This window comes from Bacteroides stercorirosoris (assembly GCF_900142015.1).
GTDB lineage: Bacteria > Bacteroidota > Bacteroidia > Bacteroidales > Bacteroidaceae > Bacteroides > Bacteroides stercorirosoris.
Genome location: NZ_FQZN01000003.1, coordinates 50,055 through 66,401, shown reverse-complemented (window position 1 = coordinate 66,401; position 16,347 = coordinate 50,055). Strand labels below are relative to the sequence as shown.

Below are 16,347 nucleotides of genomic sequence, written 5' to 3'. Positions count from 1 at the left end.
TATGTGTAGATTACTTGTGCATGGAAAAAGAGGCACGGTTGCGCTCACCGTTCTTCTTCTGCTCATTCCAAAGTTCTTCCGTGTATTCCTCTTCAGGCACATAGTCAAGATTACCATCATCGCCCATTACCCAACAGCCATAGCAACCAAAGGTGTATTTGTCCCACTCTCGCTTGGTGTTCTCCTTCCACTTCTGACTGTCGCCTTGGTTGATGCGGATTCCTGTCTTGTCGTTCAGGTCAATGCCCACCGTCACCTGCTCATCCTCAATGATAATCGTGAGCGGCTCTCCCTTCTGCATCACGGTCAGCTCTGCCGAACTCAGTTTCAGCTCGTCCTTCAGCACTTCCAAGTTGCGCCCAATGACAGGCGTAGGCACGGACATCACTTGATTGGTCTCCGTGTCAATCTGCACGAAAGCCTTGCTGCTTCTGCCTTCCGCATCCTTCACATCGGCAAGGATAGCCTTTCCAGCCAGCAAGTCCTCCTGCTGTTCCTGGGTGAATGCCTCCAACGGCGACGTCTCCAGCTGCGGATAGAATACCACATCCACCTTGCCATCCTCCATACGGACCAACGCAAATCTGGTGCGGCTCTTCTGCGTCTCGCCCTCATCATTAGTCACCTGAATGGGCAGCAACGGCGAACGTCGTCCCTGACCAATATCTTCCAATGCCCACAAGGGCAGGTCTTCAATCTTTTCTTGTGTGAGACCAAAACGAGCCAGTGTCTGATAAGGCACCTCGCTCTCTTCAAATCGTACTTGCTTCATACTTTAACTTTGAATTTGAAATTAAACTCATGCAAAGTTACTCCTACTATTATATACAATCACTCTATGGCTTCTCACATCCTCAATCTTTTGACGATTATTATTATTTGAGTTTGATTTCTGCTCAAAAATCAAACTCGATTGCTATATTATGTTACAATCTACTTGTCTTCCCTTTGTTCTTTATGCCAGTCAAAGAATTGCTTGTTACTTTTGCGCCATGAAACGATTTATACTCATCACAATAGCAGCAATATTCTGTTCATCAGCAACAGTATTCGCCCAGTTCAACACCGTCACGCAGACCAACGCACGCCGCAAGGCTGTGCCAAAAACGACGCAGTCCGCAACATCCGATCAACAGCCCCCGTGCTCGATGCATCAGCAGCGAGACTCTCTTGCCTTTACCCAAATACAAAACCAAACGGAGCAGACCGACCGCCTCCCGGCACTTGTCAGTCCACTCCGTCATATCTCTGTCACCAGCCCTTTCGGCTATCGCAGAGACCCATTCACAAAAAGAAAAGCCCTACACAACGGGCTTGATCTGAAGGCTGATTACGAACCTGCATACGCCATGATGCACGGCGAGGTCATCAAGGTAGGCAGGGACAAACGTTCAGGCCTGTATGTCACCCTCCGTCACGGTGACTTCACCGTCAGCTATTGCCACCTCTCACAAGTCCTCGTCACCAAAGGCATCCACGTACATCCCGGCACCATCGTCGCCCTGACAGGCAACAGCGGTCGCAGTACAGGGCCGCATCTTCATTTGACATTAAAAAAGGATGGCAAGAACATCAATCCTGCCATCCTTCTTAGTGTTTTGGAAGACCGTATAGGTTACCTAGTACCAAAATAATACCCATTTGCTATTCTTACTTGAAATCACATTTATTATTTTTACTCAACTAAAAACAAAATCAAACTCAAGCAGCTGATAAACGCAATATAAATCCTACCAAAAAACCACCTAATGCAGCAAATAAATAGGAAGAAGCATTTTCAACCTTATTCTTGTTGACAAAATAACAAATGATTCCAATCAAAGGAATTAGGAATGAACAGATGAGAGCAAACACGCCAGCTTTTTCTGATTTTTCTTCAGCCATAATTTTGATGTTTAAAAGTTATTTGAATTTTACAGATTCGAGCAACTCGTCCACATAGTCGGTAGAGTTATCCAAATCATAGAAAGAAGCCACAAACACTTTACCTGTTTCGTCATCAAAAAGAAGATAATAACGCCAATAAACATAAATACCATTCACATAGTGTTTGGTAACCCTATACAAACAGTCATTACCATTTACGTTTATGGCCCCTCTATTGACATTGTCTGTACTATAATTCCTTATATCTTCATCTTTCCAACTATTCCAATAACTATCAAAATTTTCAATTGATTTGTCTGAATCATAATCTGAGCACATAGTACAGCTGCCTATTTCATCATTATTGATACTAAACACGGTTGCACTTGTCCCTTCGATATCCACCACTTGACTTTCACACTCAAAGCTATCAGGAATAGTAAAAATCACGCGTCCGTCTGTTCTTTGATTATATGAAAGTTCTGTTTTTCTCAACTCAGTTTCCTGGTTAGTTCTTGAATCTACCAAAGAGTTAATTTGAGAATAGCCTACAATAAATAAAAAGACAGGAAGAAGTACAGAAGCTGCAACTAGTGCCCAATCGGTAGAAGATACTTTTCTGAATGACTTAGGTAAAACGTCTTGAACCTGATTAGAGAATGTCAGATATAAGAACCAAATAATTCCCCAAATGAAACTTCTTACGACCTGTGTTACACTCTGGAGTCCATTCTCTTCTGTAGATCCACTAATTAAAACAAATAGATTGGTCAAGAATACAAGAGCTACATATGTTTTACCCCAGAATACCGCATTTGGCTTTCTATTTACAAATGAATAGACAGTAAATCCTGCCACAGCTAAAATGAGTAATCCAGTAACAATATCTACAGCGCCTAAACAGAAATTGCCAGCATAATCAGCAGCATTAAATGTGGCTATAGGATATATCGCACTGATTAATCCTCCAACGATAATGGCAAAAAAGAAAAAGGACAGCCATCCATGAATTTCTGTATTTGATTTTAACCATTCACTAGTAATTTCAACAGGTTGAGAATCATTAGATAGTGGAGTCTCACCAGATGGCTCTTTTGTTAAAGTAGTGTAATCCTCGACTTTGTTTATTTTTTCAGTAAACTGTTCTTTAATTGGCCGCCAGTTATTGATGGGATAGTTTGTTAAATCAGTATGTAGGTCTTTGTTTGCCACAGACTGATCATCGATAGCTAAGAAGGTGTATTGATATTGAAAATAATAATCTTGAAATAGATTATTCAAAACATTCACTAGTGACCCATTACCAGTTCCGCTATTAACAATTCGATAAGCATAATTATTAATAATGCTCTGACTAGGTTTTTCATCGATTAAAATTTCATATTCTGTTTTAGAGACAGAACTTAAACATGAACTAACGGCATCCTTTCTATTCTGTGCTAAGGCTGATATTACGTCAAATACTATACCTTGCAAAGAATCCCCAGAAATATCCATTCCGTAAGGAATATTGAGGTAAGCTGTAAGATTATCTCCAAGTCGATTAGGTATTATTTTGCTTACAATAAGCATGATACCCGTCTTAACAGGAGATAATAATAATATGGATGTACCTGATGTTTTACCAAACAACTTGTCATAACAGGTTCTTACATCCATGACATGATTTAACCATTCTGCTTCTCGATTAGAAGCATAAATCATCTGACGTCCACCTGAACAATGGAAACAAGCTGTTTCTATATGACCTTTCATTTTGCTTAAATCTTATTTGTATTTATTATAGGAACCACGTAAAGAAACATCCAATTCGTTGATCATAGTCATTGGTATACTTGAAAAGACCTTGATCTTTTAAGTATTTCTTGTAATAAATACCGAAATCAAGATTCTTGCTAGCAAAGCCTACCTGAGGTTCAATCGATAAAGTTTGTTTATTTACACCGAAATATTCACCTTCTGAAAAGTTGAAACCGAATGCTGCATTACAGCCAATATAAAATTTGCTATATGTGCCAGTTTTAAAGAGATTAAATCTTAAACCTACAGGCACTTCTACAGCATGAGCAACGGTAAGCACAGAAGAGTCGTCCCAATAGTAATCGGCATCACTGTCTAGATACATCAGATATGAATACTCAGCCCCGAAAAGCAGATTAACAGGATCATCCCATCTACCGAATCTGAACTTTAGACCCGTACCAACAGCCATTATATCGTCAAGGTAGTCTAAATGAAATACATTCCATCCTACCATAAAGCGGTTCCTCCACCAAGCTTTATGAGCTGCAACCTTTCTCTGATGTTCGTAATATGCTTTGTCTGATTTTACTTTATTGATGTAACGTTTTACCAAAGCTTTGGTATCATCATCCTTTGCATATGACATAGCTTCATTCATATTATACTCTGATGAATAAGTAGAAAGAGAAGCTCCGAGTAAAGCCGCTAACCTGTTTGACGTTGGGTTGTAGTAAGGATTTGATATTGAAAGAGAATTAAGATACCTTCTTACTTTTTCAACATCAGAACTTGAAATTACGTCATCAAACTCTTTCTTGTCGTTAATAGCCTTAAGGTGCTGAGCAGGAAGTCCAGACAAAGTCTGAAAGTTATTTGCATCTTTCAAATATGAATAAGCCAATGTGTAATTATTGGTTGAAAAATACCTCTCACCTTTAAGTATATTGAGTCGGTATTTAGCTTGATTGACATACGATGAAGAAGGAAAACTCTGAATAAATGAATTTAATTTGTCTTCATCGTTGGTATTCTTGCAATTGTTCCATTCTATTTCAGCCTGAATGTTCTTTATAGCTTTGTTTGCATCTTCCTTATATGCAAGGATTGAGGAATTAGACAAATATGAGTTATAAGCACTAATTGTATTTTGTTCCTTAGCCTTTTTCCACATATTATAATCCTCGATACGTTTCTTTGCTTGTAAAACGTATTCGCTATTAGGATATTTTGATATGAAGTTCTCTAACGAACTTATTGTACCAGCGTTACATGCATCTAAATAAGCTTGATAAATCAGTTGTTTCTGTTTCTTTATTCCAGACTCACAACTTTCCAACAATTCCTTTGCTTTAGAATTGTTAGGATCAATTTTTAGCAAGCTATTTAATGTGTTTTGAGCAGCCACATAATCGCCTTTTGCAATATAATTTTGAGCATCAGATAACTTTTTATTTATCATCGTGCTCTTGTCAAATTGCTGCATGGCCATAGTACCAGCGAACACATTATTTGCACTTGACATTGTAATCATGCCAAGTACAAAAAATACGATTATGAATTTATTAAACTTCATATCAATTGGATTTCTACATGTTATAGCAATACGCTTCATTCTCATTCGTAATCAGATAAGTACCACTGTCGGTAAAAGTAATCTTATCCGGCTTAAATGATATAGATTTCAGTTTGACTTCTAAGTTATTTGGAATGTTACTATAGAAGATGCCGTTCTGACAAATTACAACTAAAGCGCGATTGGTTACACAAGCATATTTAATATGTCCATATTTATCGCTCGCCTTATTTAGATTTGATTTATCTGTAGAGTTTGAAGCATATATGTGTTTGTCTGTAATGATGACAAAATCCCCATTCTCAGCTATTGAAACACAATAAATATCTTCTCGGTCATTATTGAACTGATTTAGCTTTAACTTCATGTCATCAGGAACATATCCGTACCATCCATTGCGTCCATAAACTATGCAATAATATCCAGAACTTGTCGCCGTAACAGATTTAAATGTTTCTTTGTTACCATTCAATTCTTTTATTTTTGCGACAAATGAGCTATTAAGATTTCCTGTTGTTGCATATCCATTGCCACCATAGACGGCAACACCTGCTCCACTTTCCGTTAAAGCACCTAATCTGCATTTTCCCCAACCTTTAATGCATGTTGTCAAATAAGAAAGTCCTGACGCATTATCTGTATACGCTCTTGTAGAGCCAGACATCGAAACTCCGTTCTTTGCATAGGTTTGAGATTGTGTTATATTGATTCTCTTCTCAACACCACCTGCGGAAAGAACAAAATAATCAGTACGTTGATTACCTGTATAGTTTGCATCAACAGATAAAGTGAGGGTATTACCTTCTTGCATTAAATGCCCCCAGGAATTTGTATTTGTGGAAATCTTCCAAGTGTTGTTGGTGCTAATCGTGATAGATTCTTGACCACCTTCTGAGGCAAAGAACATTTCTGTCTTTGTAACATTCAGATACGGTGAGCTTGAATAAGATGAACCGGATTGAGAAACATTAATTTTTATCTCTTGGCTCCCTGATTTTAGCTTGAAATAGTCGGTTCGTGAAGACGTGCTGGAATTAGCATCAACTTTCAGTGTCAATGTATTGCCACTTCGGGTTAAATGTCCCCAACTAGCAGGATTAACAGAGATTGACCATGAAGGTCCAGACACTGTAATTGTTTCAGTTCCTCCATAAGAACTGAAAGACAAGTTAGATTTAGAAGCAGAAAGGGTGCTACTATATGAAGTTCCTCTATTAGTCGAATTTGAGCTAGAACTAGAGCTATTGCTACGAGATGATGCAACAGGCTTTCCCCCATTATTACATACAGCCAAAAGTTCCTTGGCTTTTGCATTATTTGGATCAAGTTTCAGAACACCATTCAGGTAATTTTTAGCTGCTGAATAATTCCCATTATTGATGTACTCTTGTGCCTTCTTCAACTTCTCCTTTATCATAGTTGATTTGTCAAATTGACAAATACCATTTACAGAGGTCGAAGCAAAAGCCAAAGAGGCAGATTGACCGGTCAGTAGTGCAATCAATATGATTGCATGGGAAAGTTTCATAATCAGTTCATTAGTTCTAACAGATGTAATTCTTTACTCTCTTTTGGATTAAAAACTTTAATAGTCTCGAAGCATTTATCTATAAGGTTGTTGAGATACGGAATAGTCCAATTCTCACTATAGACATCTCTATAATAACGAGTATTCTTTATCTTATCAATGTAAGTTAATGCTTGCTTTTGACCAGTAAAAGGATTACCCAATCCCTTATCGTTCTGAGCCTCTATAAATATAGCATTAAGTTCCTGTGTAAACTTACCATATTCATTTAGCAAGAACCTCAATCTTCCAAACTTGCTTTTCAATTCTGGAGAATACATCTTCTCAAAGTTTTCCATTGCCTGATTCACTCGGTTCTGGTCATACTTCTTTCGCAAACAATCATTTGATAATCGAGCAACAATTGTGTCTGCAAAAAGAAGATAACTATTAAGCCTTTCAATCTTTTTGTTCTGAACCTTAATTGTTTGCTCATAATCATAAAGCTTACCATTTAATGAGGTCTCTGACTGCTTGTACTGTGCAATTAGACCTTTTAAACGATCTATTTCATGTTGAAGAGAGTCGACTTTAATAACCTCAACGGGAGTCTCGGCAACAACTTCAACTGTGTTTTTTAGTGTATCTTGTTCCTGAGCATTTATACCTAAAGGGAACATGACCACAGAAAATAGTAAAATGCTGAATTTCTTCATAATTAATTATTGAACGTTGCATTTGAGTAATAACTTCCAGCACGGCTTTCGAGTGAACTTATATCAGATACTCTTCCATATGTGCTTCTTGCATTATTCTTATATTCATCAAATTTTTCGGAAATGCTTAACGCTATTTTGTCATATTCTGTTTGACTGTAATTATAGTAAGGTCGTAGCCTTTCTACTTGCCCAGCCAAATAAGAATAATGAGCTTGTTCCAAACGAGTAGATACGGAATTTAAACGTGAAACGAGTTCTGTACAATTATTAATAGGTGACATTGAAGCATACTTCTTTGCTGTTGCAATTTTCTGCTTTGCTGCTTGAATACCATTATAACCACTAACAGAAGCGGCTCTCTTTGCTTCGTAATATGCTACAATCACATTATGAACTTCATTTAGAGAAGAATTCGCAACGCCCTGAATAACGATTTTATTTTCCGTAGTTACAAGACCTTGCAATTCTGAAATACGAGTATTTATTTTCTGTAATTCTCCCTCATTCCATACAGATTTACTAAATTTTGAATTACATGCAGACACATAAGTTGGAACGTACTGCGTTGCAAATAACTCCAATAATTCATTTCTTTCTTGATTGGTTAAAAAAGAGTTGGCCAGTTGCAAATCAAGTTCATGAGTAATAGCAACATAGAAAGAATCTAAGGCTAAGTCTGTATTTGCAGACTTAACCTGAGAAATATCTTTCTTGTCGGAATTGACATATTGATTTTTAAATTCCAGTTTACCAGGAGGAGACACAATGGTCTTATAATATGCCATTACGCCACCAACCGCAAGTAATATGGCAACTACGAGCAATATGATTTTTATTGATTTATTCATAATTATAGTCCTCCATTTGTAGTCTTTTCACTTTTTCCTGTTCCTTTCTTAGCTGGTGAAGCACCAGATTTACCAGATGTAGAACCAGATTTGCTCGCATTTTTCCCACTATTGGCACCTACATTAGGATGAAATCCTCCATTATTAGAAGAAGGTTTGGGAGTCTGATCTCGATCCAGCCAATTAATATAATTTGTAAGACTTATCTGCTCATCATCAGGCTTATTATATGTTGGATTGTGTGAGCCTTGTTTTGGATTCCAACCATTACTTAATGTCTTATTCGCAGATTCACATACTTTCTTAAATTGTTGAGATTTTGAAAGTTTATCATACCAATCATTTAAGAGACTGGACAAATCAAAAGTATTCATATCCTCAAACAGGCCTATTAGGTCGGGATACGTCTCCATATCTGACTTCGTCCAAGTAGAGTTGCCATCAAGATATTTAATAGCAGCATCAAGAGAGATGTCTGCGGTACCATTCTGTCCTGATTCAACCTGATTGTCGGCTTGATTTTGAATGCTATCATCAGTTTCCGTGGAACCTTCTAAATTATACTGCTGGGCAGGACGATCTTCTTCCCAAGGCGGAAGACCAAACTTGAAATGATGAGTGTCAAGCCATGCGTCAAATGCAGCATAAGCAATGATAAGCATAACAACAGCCAATGCTGCAAAAAAGCCCCATAATCTCTGTTTCCAAACGAACCACGAACTCATTCTTAAGACCTTGTTACCATGGTTTTCTTCTTCAAATTCATACCCTCTGAGAGGGGAATCGTATTTTGAAGAAAGATACTTAGATTCCAATGTCATTTCTGCATGCTTGCCATTGGCCAGTTCTATTGTTGTTTGATAAGACTTCACCTTACGATTTAAAATAATTTCACAGATTTCGTTAAGTAATAGATTTCGTTTATGTTCAAAAGGTTCGTAGTCAGGTGCAGAATATTTAACTGTAGCCTGACGACAATCTTCTTCATAAAGAAATACTTCCTGCCCATTTGTAATATCAGTGCCATTAATGGAAATACGCACATCTTCAATCTTTTCATGGTTGCGGTTATAAACCGTAAACATGGATGGATTGATACGCTTTTTCCATTTTACTGTTCTTGGATCGATGAAACATTTCTGCCCATCTTCCTGAATAGTAATAGGGGGTAAAATCACTGGTTCAAAACCATCTCGCAGAGCAAACAATTGAATTCGATCCCCCTTCTTGGTTAGAACTGGGGAATTGAACTCTTGTTTTGTGGAGAAAACAATCTTGGTTCCTCTACCAAGAAGACGAACTTCTTCTGGTGATGGTGCCTTAAAGATACAAGTCTTTTCAATTGTTATCTTTGTTAAATCTTTGAATCTTGAGACTTGTTCCTTTGCAATTTTAACTTCACTGTTCTTATCTAGAAGAAATATTGCCTTGAAATTTGAATAGTATGGCTGATAACGATCAGTATCTAGGATTTCCTTCATGCTGTAATACACGTCAATAAATCGCACACCGAACTCTTCGCCAGATGAAGGAACATAAGATGCTGCATAATCTTTCTTAGGATATTCTTTTGAGAAGAAAGATTCAATATCTGAAATATAATCATTCAGGTTTGATTGAGAGAGAATATTACGTACATAATTATATGTGTTCATAACATCCTCACCACTTGCTTCAATAGTATTTGGGATATAAATCCATCCACTAAGGAAGTCGCCAACACGACCAGAGATTGCTCTAAGTTGAGTTAAGAAACAACCTCCTTCATCGAAAGACATAAATGTCACGATGTTATCTGTTCCTTGCAAACCATTAAAGAGTTTAAGAAACTCTCTAATATCTACAACTTTATTTGTCCATTGACCTTTATTGCATTCAATGGCATTACCCGCACCCTGACTTGCGAGCTTTATTGCGAAACCTAACTTGTTCATTATCTCTTAAATAAATTGAATCCTTTTTGAAGTTTACCATTCTTAAATCCCTTAGAACGCTCAAGCAACTTGCGAACGACATTGCTGGCTGGTCTCTCGTCAAACAGACAATAATCCTGAAAGCATACTTGACCAAGAGAGAATGGAACTATTTCCACATTTCCATTATTAATTTCACAGTCTTTGCAAATTTTAACTAGTCCATTGTAGAAACCACCATAAGTTTCCGAAATGTATTCTCTTAAGATACTTGATAATTGACCTTTACCAGCCTTAGCCTTATCTACCTTAGTTATCATTAAATAGATGGCATCTGTATCATCTTTGAAAATACCAGTTCGTTCAATGTAGCGAAGTGCACCGTCAAGATATACATTCTGAGTAAGACCTTCATACTTTCTGTCATCTGCGCCATATTCAAGCACAAAGAAGTGAATCTTTCGGTTCTTAGTACGATTATCTATCAAGACACGAGTAAGAGTGTCGAGTGCATCCATTTCATCATCACTCATATCCTCATTTGCATCAGACTTATACATACAACGAACCAACTCACCTGCTAAGTCAATACAGGTTAGTGGATGAACTGCATTATTTTCATCTTCAAGGTCAAATCCCATCTCGTATGTTGAATAGATGGATGTTCCTTCCGGCAAAGTACCTACACGGTCATTTGATTTGAAAAGAGCTGCCAAACGAGTCATATAGCCATAGCCCTGGCAATCATTATCCTGGCACATGCTCTTTGCAACGCGACCATTGCCTGCAACGCTAAGAATTGCTCCTAATGCACAACTCTTACCAGAAGATGGAATACCCCAGAAATAGATTTCGGTAGATAGCTTATTGATCTTATCTAATTTACGCGGTATAGCAAAACCTTGAGTTGTTTCACCATTGACAAGGTGTCTGATGAAAGCCGCATTAATACCGATTGTCTCGAAATCATCATAATCGAGATAACCATTATCTAGAAGCATATTCACAACAGATGCACGCAGAATGTTATGGTCTGCCTTAAGCATAGCCATCAGGTCTGAGTGTTTGATTTTACCTCTGTCCAGATATCCTACTATGGTTTTGTAGATTTCATCATCAGTATTAATGACAGCTTTGTCTGCCTGTATATTTTTGATACGTTTGACAAGCGCGTCTATATCGAAGCCTATAAACTCTTCACGGCGTAATTTGTTTATGAGCTTCTTTGCCTCTACACAATGTATGTCATCAGGGTTTTCTTCACAGAATCTACGCAATTCTGGAATGCTGTTTTTATCAACAGACTCCCAGGCATTAGCAGAAGCCTTATGTACTTCTGCCTCCTGCAAACTGCGAATAAGTGAACGAGCTTCTTCTCTGTGGGAACCATCAGGATATGTGGACAAATACTTTTCAAGAGCTTCTATACTTCTTGAATTTCTTGCATTTGTCCAATCCTCTTGTTCGGATCCCGCAATTTTACGCTCAACTTCTTTCCTCACAGAAGCTGGGAAGCAGCCATCTGTGTCATCACATAGCTCATCGAATGTTACAATGCCACTCTTGATGTAACCAACAAGTTCATCAGCAGTGTACATGTCAACATTCTCGAGTATAGCTAATTTACTTGGCATATTATATTATTGTATTATTCTTTTGGATTATTACCGTATTCATTAGAACCTTCATCACTTCCTCCAAACATAAGGACAAAAACATAGAAGGGTATCAATTGGTACCACCCTGAGTTTCCTCTATCATGGCAGCGTTTTGCATTCTGTGCCCATATGAACCAAATCATAGGAATGAACGAAATTAAAACGAACAAGGAGGCTCCCGCAGATGGATCAGGAGTTGCCATCATTGCGTTAATTACTCCATACCATATCATATAGATAAGGAAGGACAGACAATATTCTGTTCTTCTGATTCTTCCATTAAAAGAGAATGGTCTTTTGAACATTCCTTTGTTAGAAGGACTGTTAGAAGTTGATGATACTTTCTTTTTCGCAGGTTCAACAGTAGGGGTATCTGTTGCGGTGACAATTGAGGCTTCTGGTATAGTTATCTCAGAAGGAATATCCGTATCTATGGCTTTTGGAATTTCTATATCGTCTGAAGGATCTTCATCTAAATTAAGAGGTGGTGCATCTTCTACTGTAGGTGCTACTTCTGGTGCAGAAGGAGTTGCTTCAGTTGTCTTTGCTGCAAGTCTCTCTTCGATGCGTCTGCGCATTAGAGGAGTAAGATTACCACTTTTACTCAGTTCATATACTGTTACCGTGCCAGCCTTGATTGCTTCGACAATCTGATCTGCGGTATATTCTCTTAAATTGTTAAGTATATCTGATTTTGTTGCCATAATGAGATTATTTACATTGTAAATGAAGCGTAGTCGTCATCCTCGTCGTTAGACTTTGCTTTCGAAGGAATCGGTTCGTCATCTTCTTCGTAAGATTCAATTTTAACTTCTTGACGTTTTTTGATAGGTTTAGATGGTTCTATAGTCATACTTGACGAACGAGATGCACCCTTTTCCATTCCCAAGAGACGCAATTGGCTCTTAGTGTGTCTATCCTGAAGGAAATAAGGGAATAACAAGGCAAAGTACAAAACGATTGAACCGAGAATAGATACAATAGGAGGAAATGCTGTGCCTGTAAATTTACCAGTGAGTCCATCAAGACCTGCATCAACAGATGCAAGACTTCCACTTACTTCACTAATAGTGTTCACCTGATTATATCCATTGAACTCTTCATTATTCATTTTGTGACTTGAAAAATCTGCAAGTTGAATATTCCATTCATGAATAGCTTTCTTAATCTCTTTCGTGTTTCCTAAAAGGAAAACATTCCAAGTGCTTGCACCATTACTAGATGATTCTATCCACTTTGTTGCTTCTGTTTTCAAAGAATCATAATTTTCAGAAATAAGCTGAAGACGTAATGCCTTTACCATATTCCCCTTTTGGATTTGTTCACTACCTTTGGTAAAACCACAAGAAGTAAATTCTCCAGGTTGTATGCTTTGATTATTAATTACTCTGTCAAGCATGTGTTCATAATTTGCTATTCGCTCTTTTGAGTATGAGTCATAGTCAGAAAACATTTGCTTTGAGGCAGTAATAGCATCTGTAAAGTGACCTACAATCTCTTCGTCTTGGCTTTGTACTGTTCCAAAGTGATAGAATGGCAACATACAAAGAATAAACACGATAGGAGAACCAAATATGAAAACACGTTCTACCCAAATACGCTTTGCGAATTTTTTAGTTGTAGCCTTCATCATCTGTGCTCCAATGAAGAACACAAACAAAACTATATCTATTACAACCATGGCGATGGAAGCCTTTGTAAAGTCTCCATCCGTCATATAGGTTACACCTACGAATGTTATATAACTTAAAACAATGAGAGCCAAAAATGCTATTATATGCCCCCATGAGAATTTTAATTGTTCGTTCATTATCTTATCTATTATTCGGTAACAGTTTTTCTAATTCGGTTATTTTTTTCTTGTACTCTGCAATCTGCCTGCGAATTGCATCATAATCCGTCTCATTGGTTTGTTGAGGAGGAGTTTGAGGTACAGGGGTTTCTTCGATTTCCACTACACGACGAGCTGAAGAATCATCACCTACTCCATCAGGAACAGGTCTTAATTGTCTTTCCTCGGGTTCACTAAAATCACCTCTTTTCACAGCAGCAAGGGCTTTGTCAACCAATACCATTGGAGGAATATAGCCATACACATCTGCTCCTGTTTTATAGAGAACATTACGAGCTTGTGTCACTGTCAAATCCTTTTTCAGAGATTTCATTAAAGCTATAGTACCAGTAACAATAGGTGCTGCCATGCTTGTACCATCACAAGACTGGAATCCTCCCCTTGGGAACGAACTATAAACACCTTTTCCTGGTGCAGATATATCAGAACATGGTCCGTAGTTTGTGAAATCCGTTGGATAAAGATTCTTATCAACTGCTGCAACTACTATAGAAGAAGCATTTCTGTTTTCAGGAGGGACGCTCGACAGAATATCATCATTACCAGCCGCAAACACCAAAATGCATTTCTTTTTTGCGGCGAGCATACATACTCTTGCCCAAAGCCTTTCTACATTTTTGAATTGAGAGCGAGCAATTTGATCCTGCTGCTCTGGAGGAAGCATGTTTAGCCCTTTAAATGATGGACAAACAGAAAGATTAACAACATCTGCATCATGATGAACAGCATACATAACACCTGCGACAAGTGCTGATAATGGACATTGTCTATTGTCGAATACCTGTATTGGCATTAACTGACAATTAGGCGCGACTCCAGCTGCTCCTTCATTAACATAGTCCGCACAACCAGCAGCTAGACCTGCAGTGTGAGTACCATGACCATCACCGAGACTTAACCTGTTATCCTGAGTAAACACATTGTAAGCATCTACGATTCTTCCCTTGAACATTGGATGTGCAGCCTCAATACCATCATCGACAACTGCAATTTTAACGTCTGAGGAGCCCTTAGTAATAGCCCAACCTGCCTGAAGGTTTATTGCTTTGATATGCCAACCTTTGTTTACGGACTGAGCACTTACCTGTCCATTTAACTCATAAATTTCTTCATCAAAGACAATAAATTTATGATTTGGAATCTTACTGTTAATGTTTTGCCGGATTTGGTCTCTTTCGTTTTCAGGAATTTGTATTACAAGAAGCTTAACTTCCTTATCGTAACCAATAATGGAATACTGATTGCCAGGATAAGCCTTTTTGAAATCTTGAGCCAAAGATTCGATATTGTCATTCTCGTTCTCCATAAAGAGAAAGAGTCGATTGGCAATAGTATTTGGAACTCCAGGTTGTTCAACAATAGGGATGTCGGAACCATCCTCACCCAAAACAGGTGCTACGTAAGTTCCTCCATCAGGAAGTACACCATCTTCACCTGTTAAAGGATGAGAATAACCATTATTATCTACAACCCTACCGTCTGAACGAGTTATAGTGTCCATAGGCACAACGCCATTGATTGGTGCGTGATGACCAGAACAGCCGACACAACCTCTAAGTAGCCATGATAGAAGCCAACAAAGAAGTATGCCAAGAAGAATCCACAACAGCCACTTCAAGCATCCTTTACCAGCAAATAAACCAGTCAGCCAAAGCCACCAACGGCGATACCAAGGAATGATTTCCTCATATTGAGCAGTAAAGACTTTATCTCCGTCAACGAGCATGTTATACGGTGAGACATTCCATCCCTTAAACTTATATCCTTTATTCGGTGTTATTCCAGGAATTTCACCATTAGCTAATCTTGTATTAGCCTCTTTGCGTACAGTAGAGGCTCCATCAATCTTTCCATGTTCACCTGCATCAAACTTACAACAGAAGTAATCTGGTGTTGGCGGTACAGGTGGTACAGGCGGATTTGGCGGTACAGGTGGTGTCGGTGGAGGTACAGGGGTTGCTGCCTTCTCATATTTAGCAGTAAAACTCATATCTGAATTGACAACCTGACCAAGAGGAGAAGGTTCCCAGCCTGCAAAACTCCAACCATCCATAACGGTTAGTTCTGGAAGGTCAGCACTTGTCAGAATTGCTCCCTCTGCTCTGTTCATGCTCTTATCGAGTTTAGAAAGAGATCCGTGTTCACCGGCATCAAAAGAAATCTTATACTTCTTTACATATTCAAAATCATGAATTACGGAACCAACGACCTTGTGCTGACGAACATCAGGAGTCATACCCCATGCTACAAGATAGACTTTACCATCACCACAATAGACTCGATCATCGTCAATGTATTTGATGGCTCCTGCCATGATTTGCAAATCCTCTCCATTCAATTCCATAATGGAAGATTTGTAAGTTCTGACAGTATCTTGAAGTATACTCTTGTATCTATCGTATTCCACACCCGACAAATCTGTTAGGCGACTCGGTCGTTCATTCCAATTGTCAACATGCCAGCAAATTTGGTCTTCGTCATCCAAATACTCAGGTGTAGCAAGAAAATGATGAAGGTTTGTGGGCACAGTCCTTTTGACAACGCTAAAAACGCTGTCATATCTCTTATACATAGGGTCATGACCAATACCTTGATAGTCGGTAAAGTCAGAAACTTCTGTATAGCAGAGTTTTTGTTTTCCAAAGAAAGTATGTCCTGCCATAATAAT

Annotated in this window: 13 protein-coding genes; 1 reads left to right on the top strand and 12 read right to left on the bottom strand. The window is 38.3% G+C overall.

The genetic code is table 11. The features are described 5' to 3' along the window. Nucleotides 1-10 precede the first annotated feature (10 nt). Nucleotides 11-772 (bottom strand): DUF4099 domain-containing protein, encoded by a 762-nt coding sequence (locus BUC01_RS03220; protein WP_025830755.1) that lies wholly within the window; start codon nucleotides 770-772, stop codon nucleotides 11-13. A 376-nt stretch (nucleotides 773-1,148) separates the two neighbouring features. On the opposite strand from BUC01_RS03220, the gene BUC01_RS03210 reads away from it, so the two are divergent. After that, nucleotides 1,149-1,634, top strand: a complete 486-nt coding sequence (locus BUC01_RS03210; RefSeq protein WP_243462273.1) for a M23 family metallopeptidase — start codon at nucleotides 1,149-1,151, stop codon at nucleotides 1,632-1,634. Between the two features lie 67 nt (nucleotides 1,635-1,701). Here BUC01_RS03210 and BUC01_RS03205 read toward each other — a convergent pair whose 3' ends face one another. The 11 genes from BUC01_RS03205 to BUC01_RS03155 are packed head-to-tail and all read right to left on the bottom strand — an operon-like array spanning nucleotide 1,702 to nucleotide 16,341. Further along, nucleotides 1,702-1,884 (bottom strand): hypothetical protein, encoded by a 183-nt coding sequence (locus BUC01_RS03205; protein ID WP_025830757.1) that lies wholly within the window; start codon nucleotides 1,882-1,884, stop codon nucleotides 1,702-1,704. Nucleotides 1,885-1,902: 18 nt separating this feature from the next. Continuing rightward, the gene (locus BUC01_RS03200) at nucleotides 1,903-3,621 is read right to left on the bottom strand and encodes a hypothetical protein (protein WP_139261791.1); all 1,719 of its coding nucleotides are present in this window, start codon (nucleotides 3,619-3,621) and stop codon (nucleotides 1,903-1,905) included. A gap of 25 nt (nucleotides 3,622-3,646) precedes the next feature. After that, on the bottom strand, nucleotides 3,647-5,221 hold the full coding sequence (locus tag BUC01_RS03195; protein WP_139261790.1) for a hypothetical protein: 1,575 nt from the start codon (nucleotides 5,219-5,221) through the stop codon (nucleotides 3,647-3,649). Further along, nucleotides 5,196-6,710 (bottom strand): BACON domain-containing protein, encoded by a 1,515-nt coding sequence (locus BUC01_RS03190; protein WP_034523981.1) that lies wholly within the window; start codon nucleotides 6,708-6,710, stop codon nucleotides 5,196-5,198. Before BUC01_RS03190 ends, BUC01_RS03195 begins: the two co-directional genes overlap by 26 nt. Before the next feature lie 2 nt (nucleotides 6,711-6,712). After that, entirely contained in the window at nucleotides 6,713-7,405 is a 693-nt protein-coding gene (locus BUC01_RS03185; RefSeq protein WP_034523982.1) for a hypothetical protein, read from the bottom strand. Nucleotides 7,406-7,407: 2 nt separating this feature from the next. Beyond that, on the bottom strand, nucleotides 7,408-8,256 hold the full coding sequence (locus BUC01_RS03180; protein ID WP_025830763.1) for a hypothetical protein: 849 nt from the start codon (nucleotides 8,254-8,256) through the stop codon (nucleotides 7,408-7,410). A gap of 2 nt (nucleotides 8,257-8,258) precedes the next feature. Then, nucleotides 8,259-10,190: a hypothetical protein gene (locus tag BUC01_RS03175; RefSeq protein ID WP_025830764.1), complete on the bottom strand. Its 1,932-nt coding sequence runs from the start codon at nucleotides 10,188-10,190 to the stop codon at nucleotides 8,259-8,261. Then, entirely contained in the window at nucleotides 10,190-11,803 is a 1,614-nt protein-coding gene (locus tag BUC01_RS03170; protein WP_073312709.1) for a hypothetical protein, read from the bottom strand. Before BUC01_RS03170 ends, BUC01_RS03175 begins: the two co-directional genes overlap by 1 nt. A gap of 14 nt (nucleotides 11,804-11,817) precedes the next feature. After that, complete coding sequence (locus BUC01_RS25735) at nucleotides 11,818-12,531, bottom strand: DUF805 domain-containing protein (RefSeq protein ID WP_243462274.1); 714 nt, start codon at nucleotides 12,529-12,531, stop codon at nucleotides 11,818-11,820. Between the two features lie 11 nt (nucleotides 12,532-12,542). Continuing rightward, complete coding sequence (locus BUC01_RS03160; protein ID WP_025830768.1) at nucleotides 12,543-13,637, bottom strand: hypothetical protein; 1,095 nt, start codon at nucleotides 13,635-13,637, stop codon at nucleotides 12,543-12,545. 4 nt (nucleotides 13,638-13,641) lie between these two features. Further along, nucleotides 13,642-16,341 carry a S8 family peptidase gene (locus BUC01_RS03155; protein WP_073312707.1) on the bottom strand — a complete coding sequence of 900 codons (2,700 nt, stop codon included), beginning with the start codon at nucleotides 16,339-16,341 and terminating at the stop codon, nucleotides 13,642-13,644. Nucleotides 16,342-16,347 lie beyond the last annotated feature (6 nt).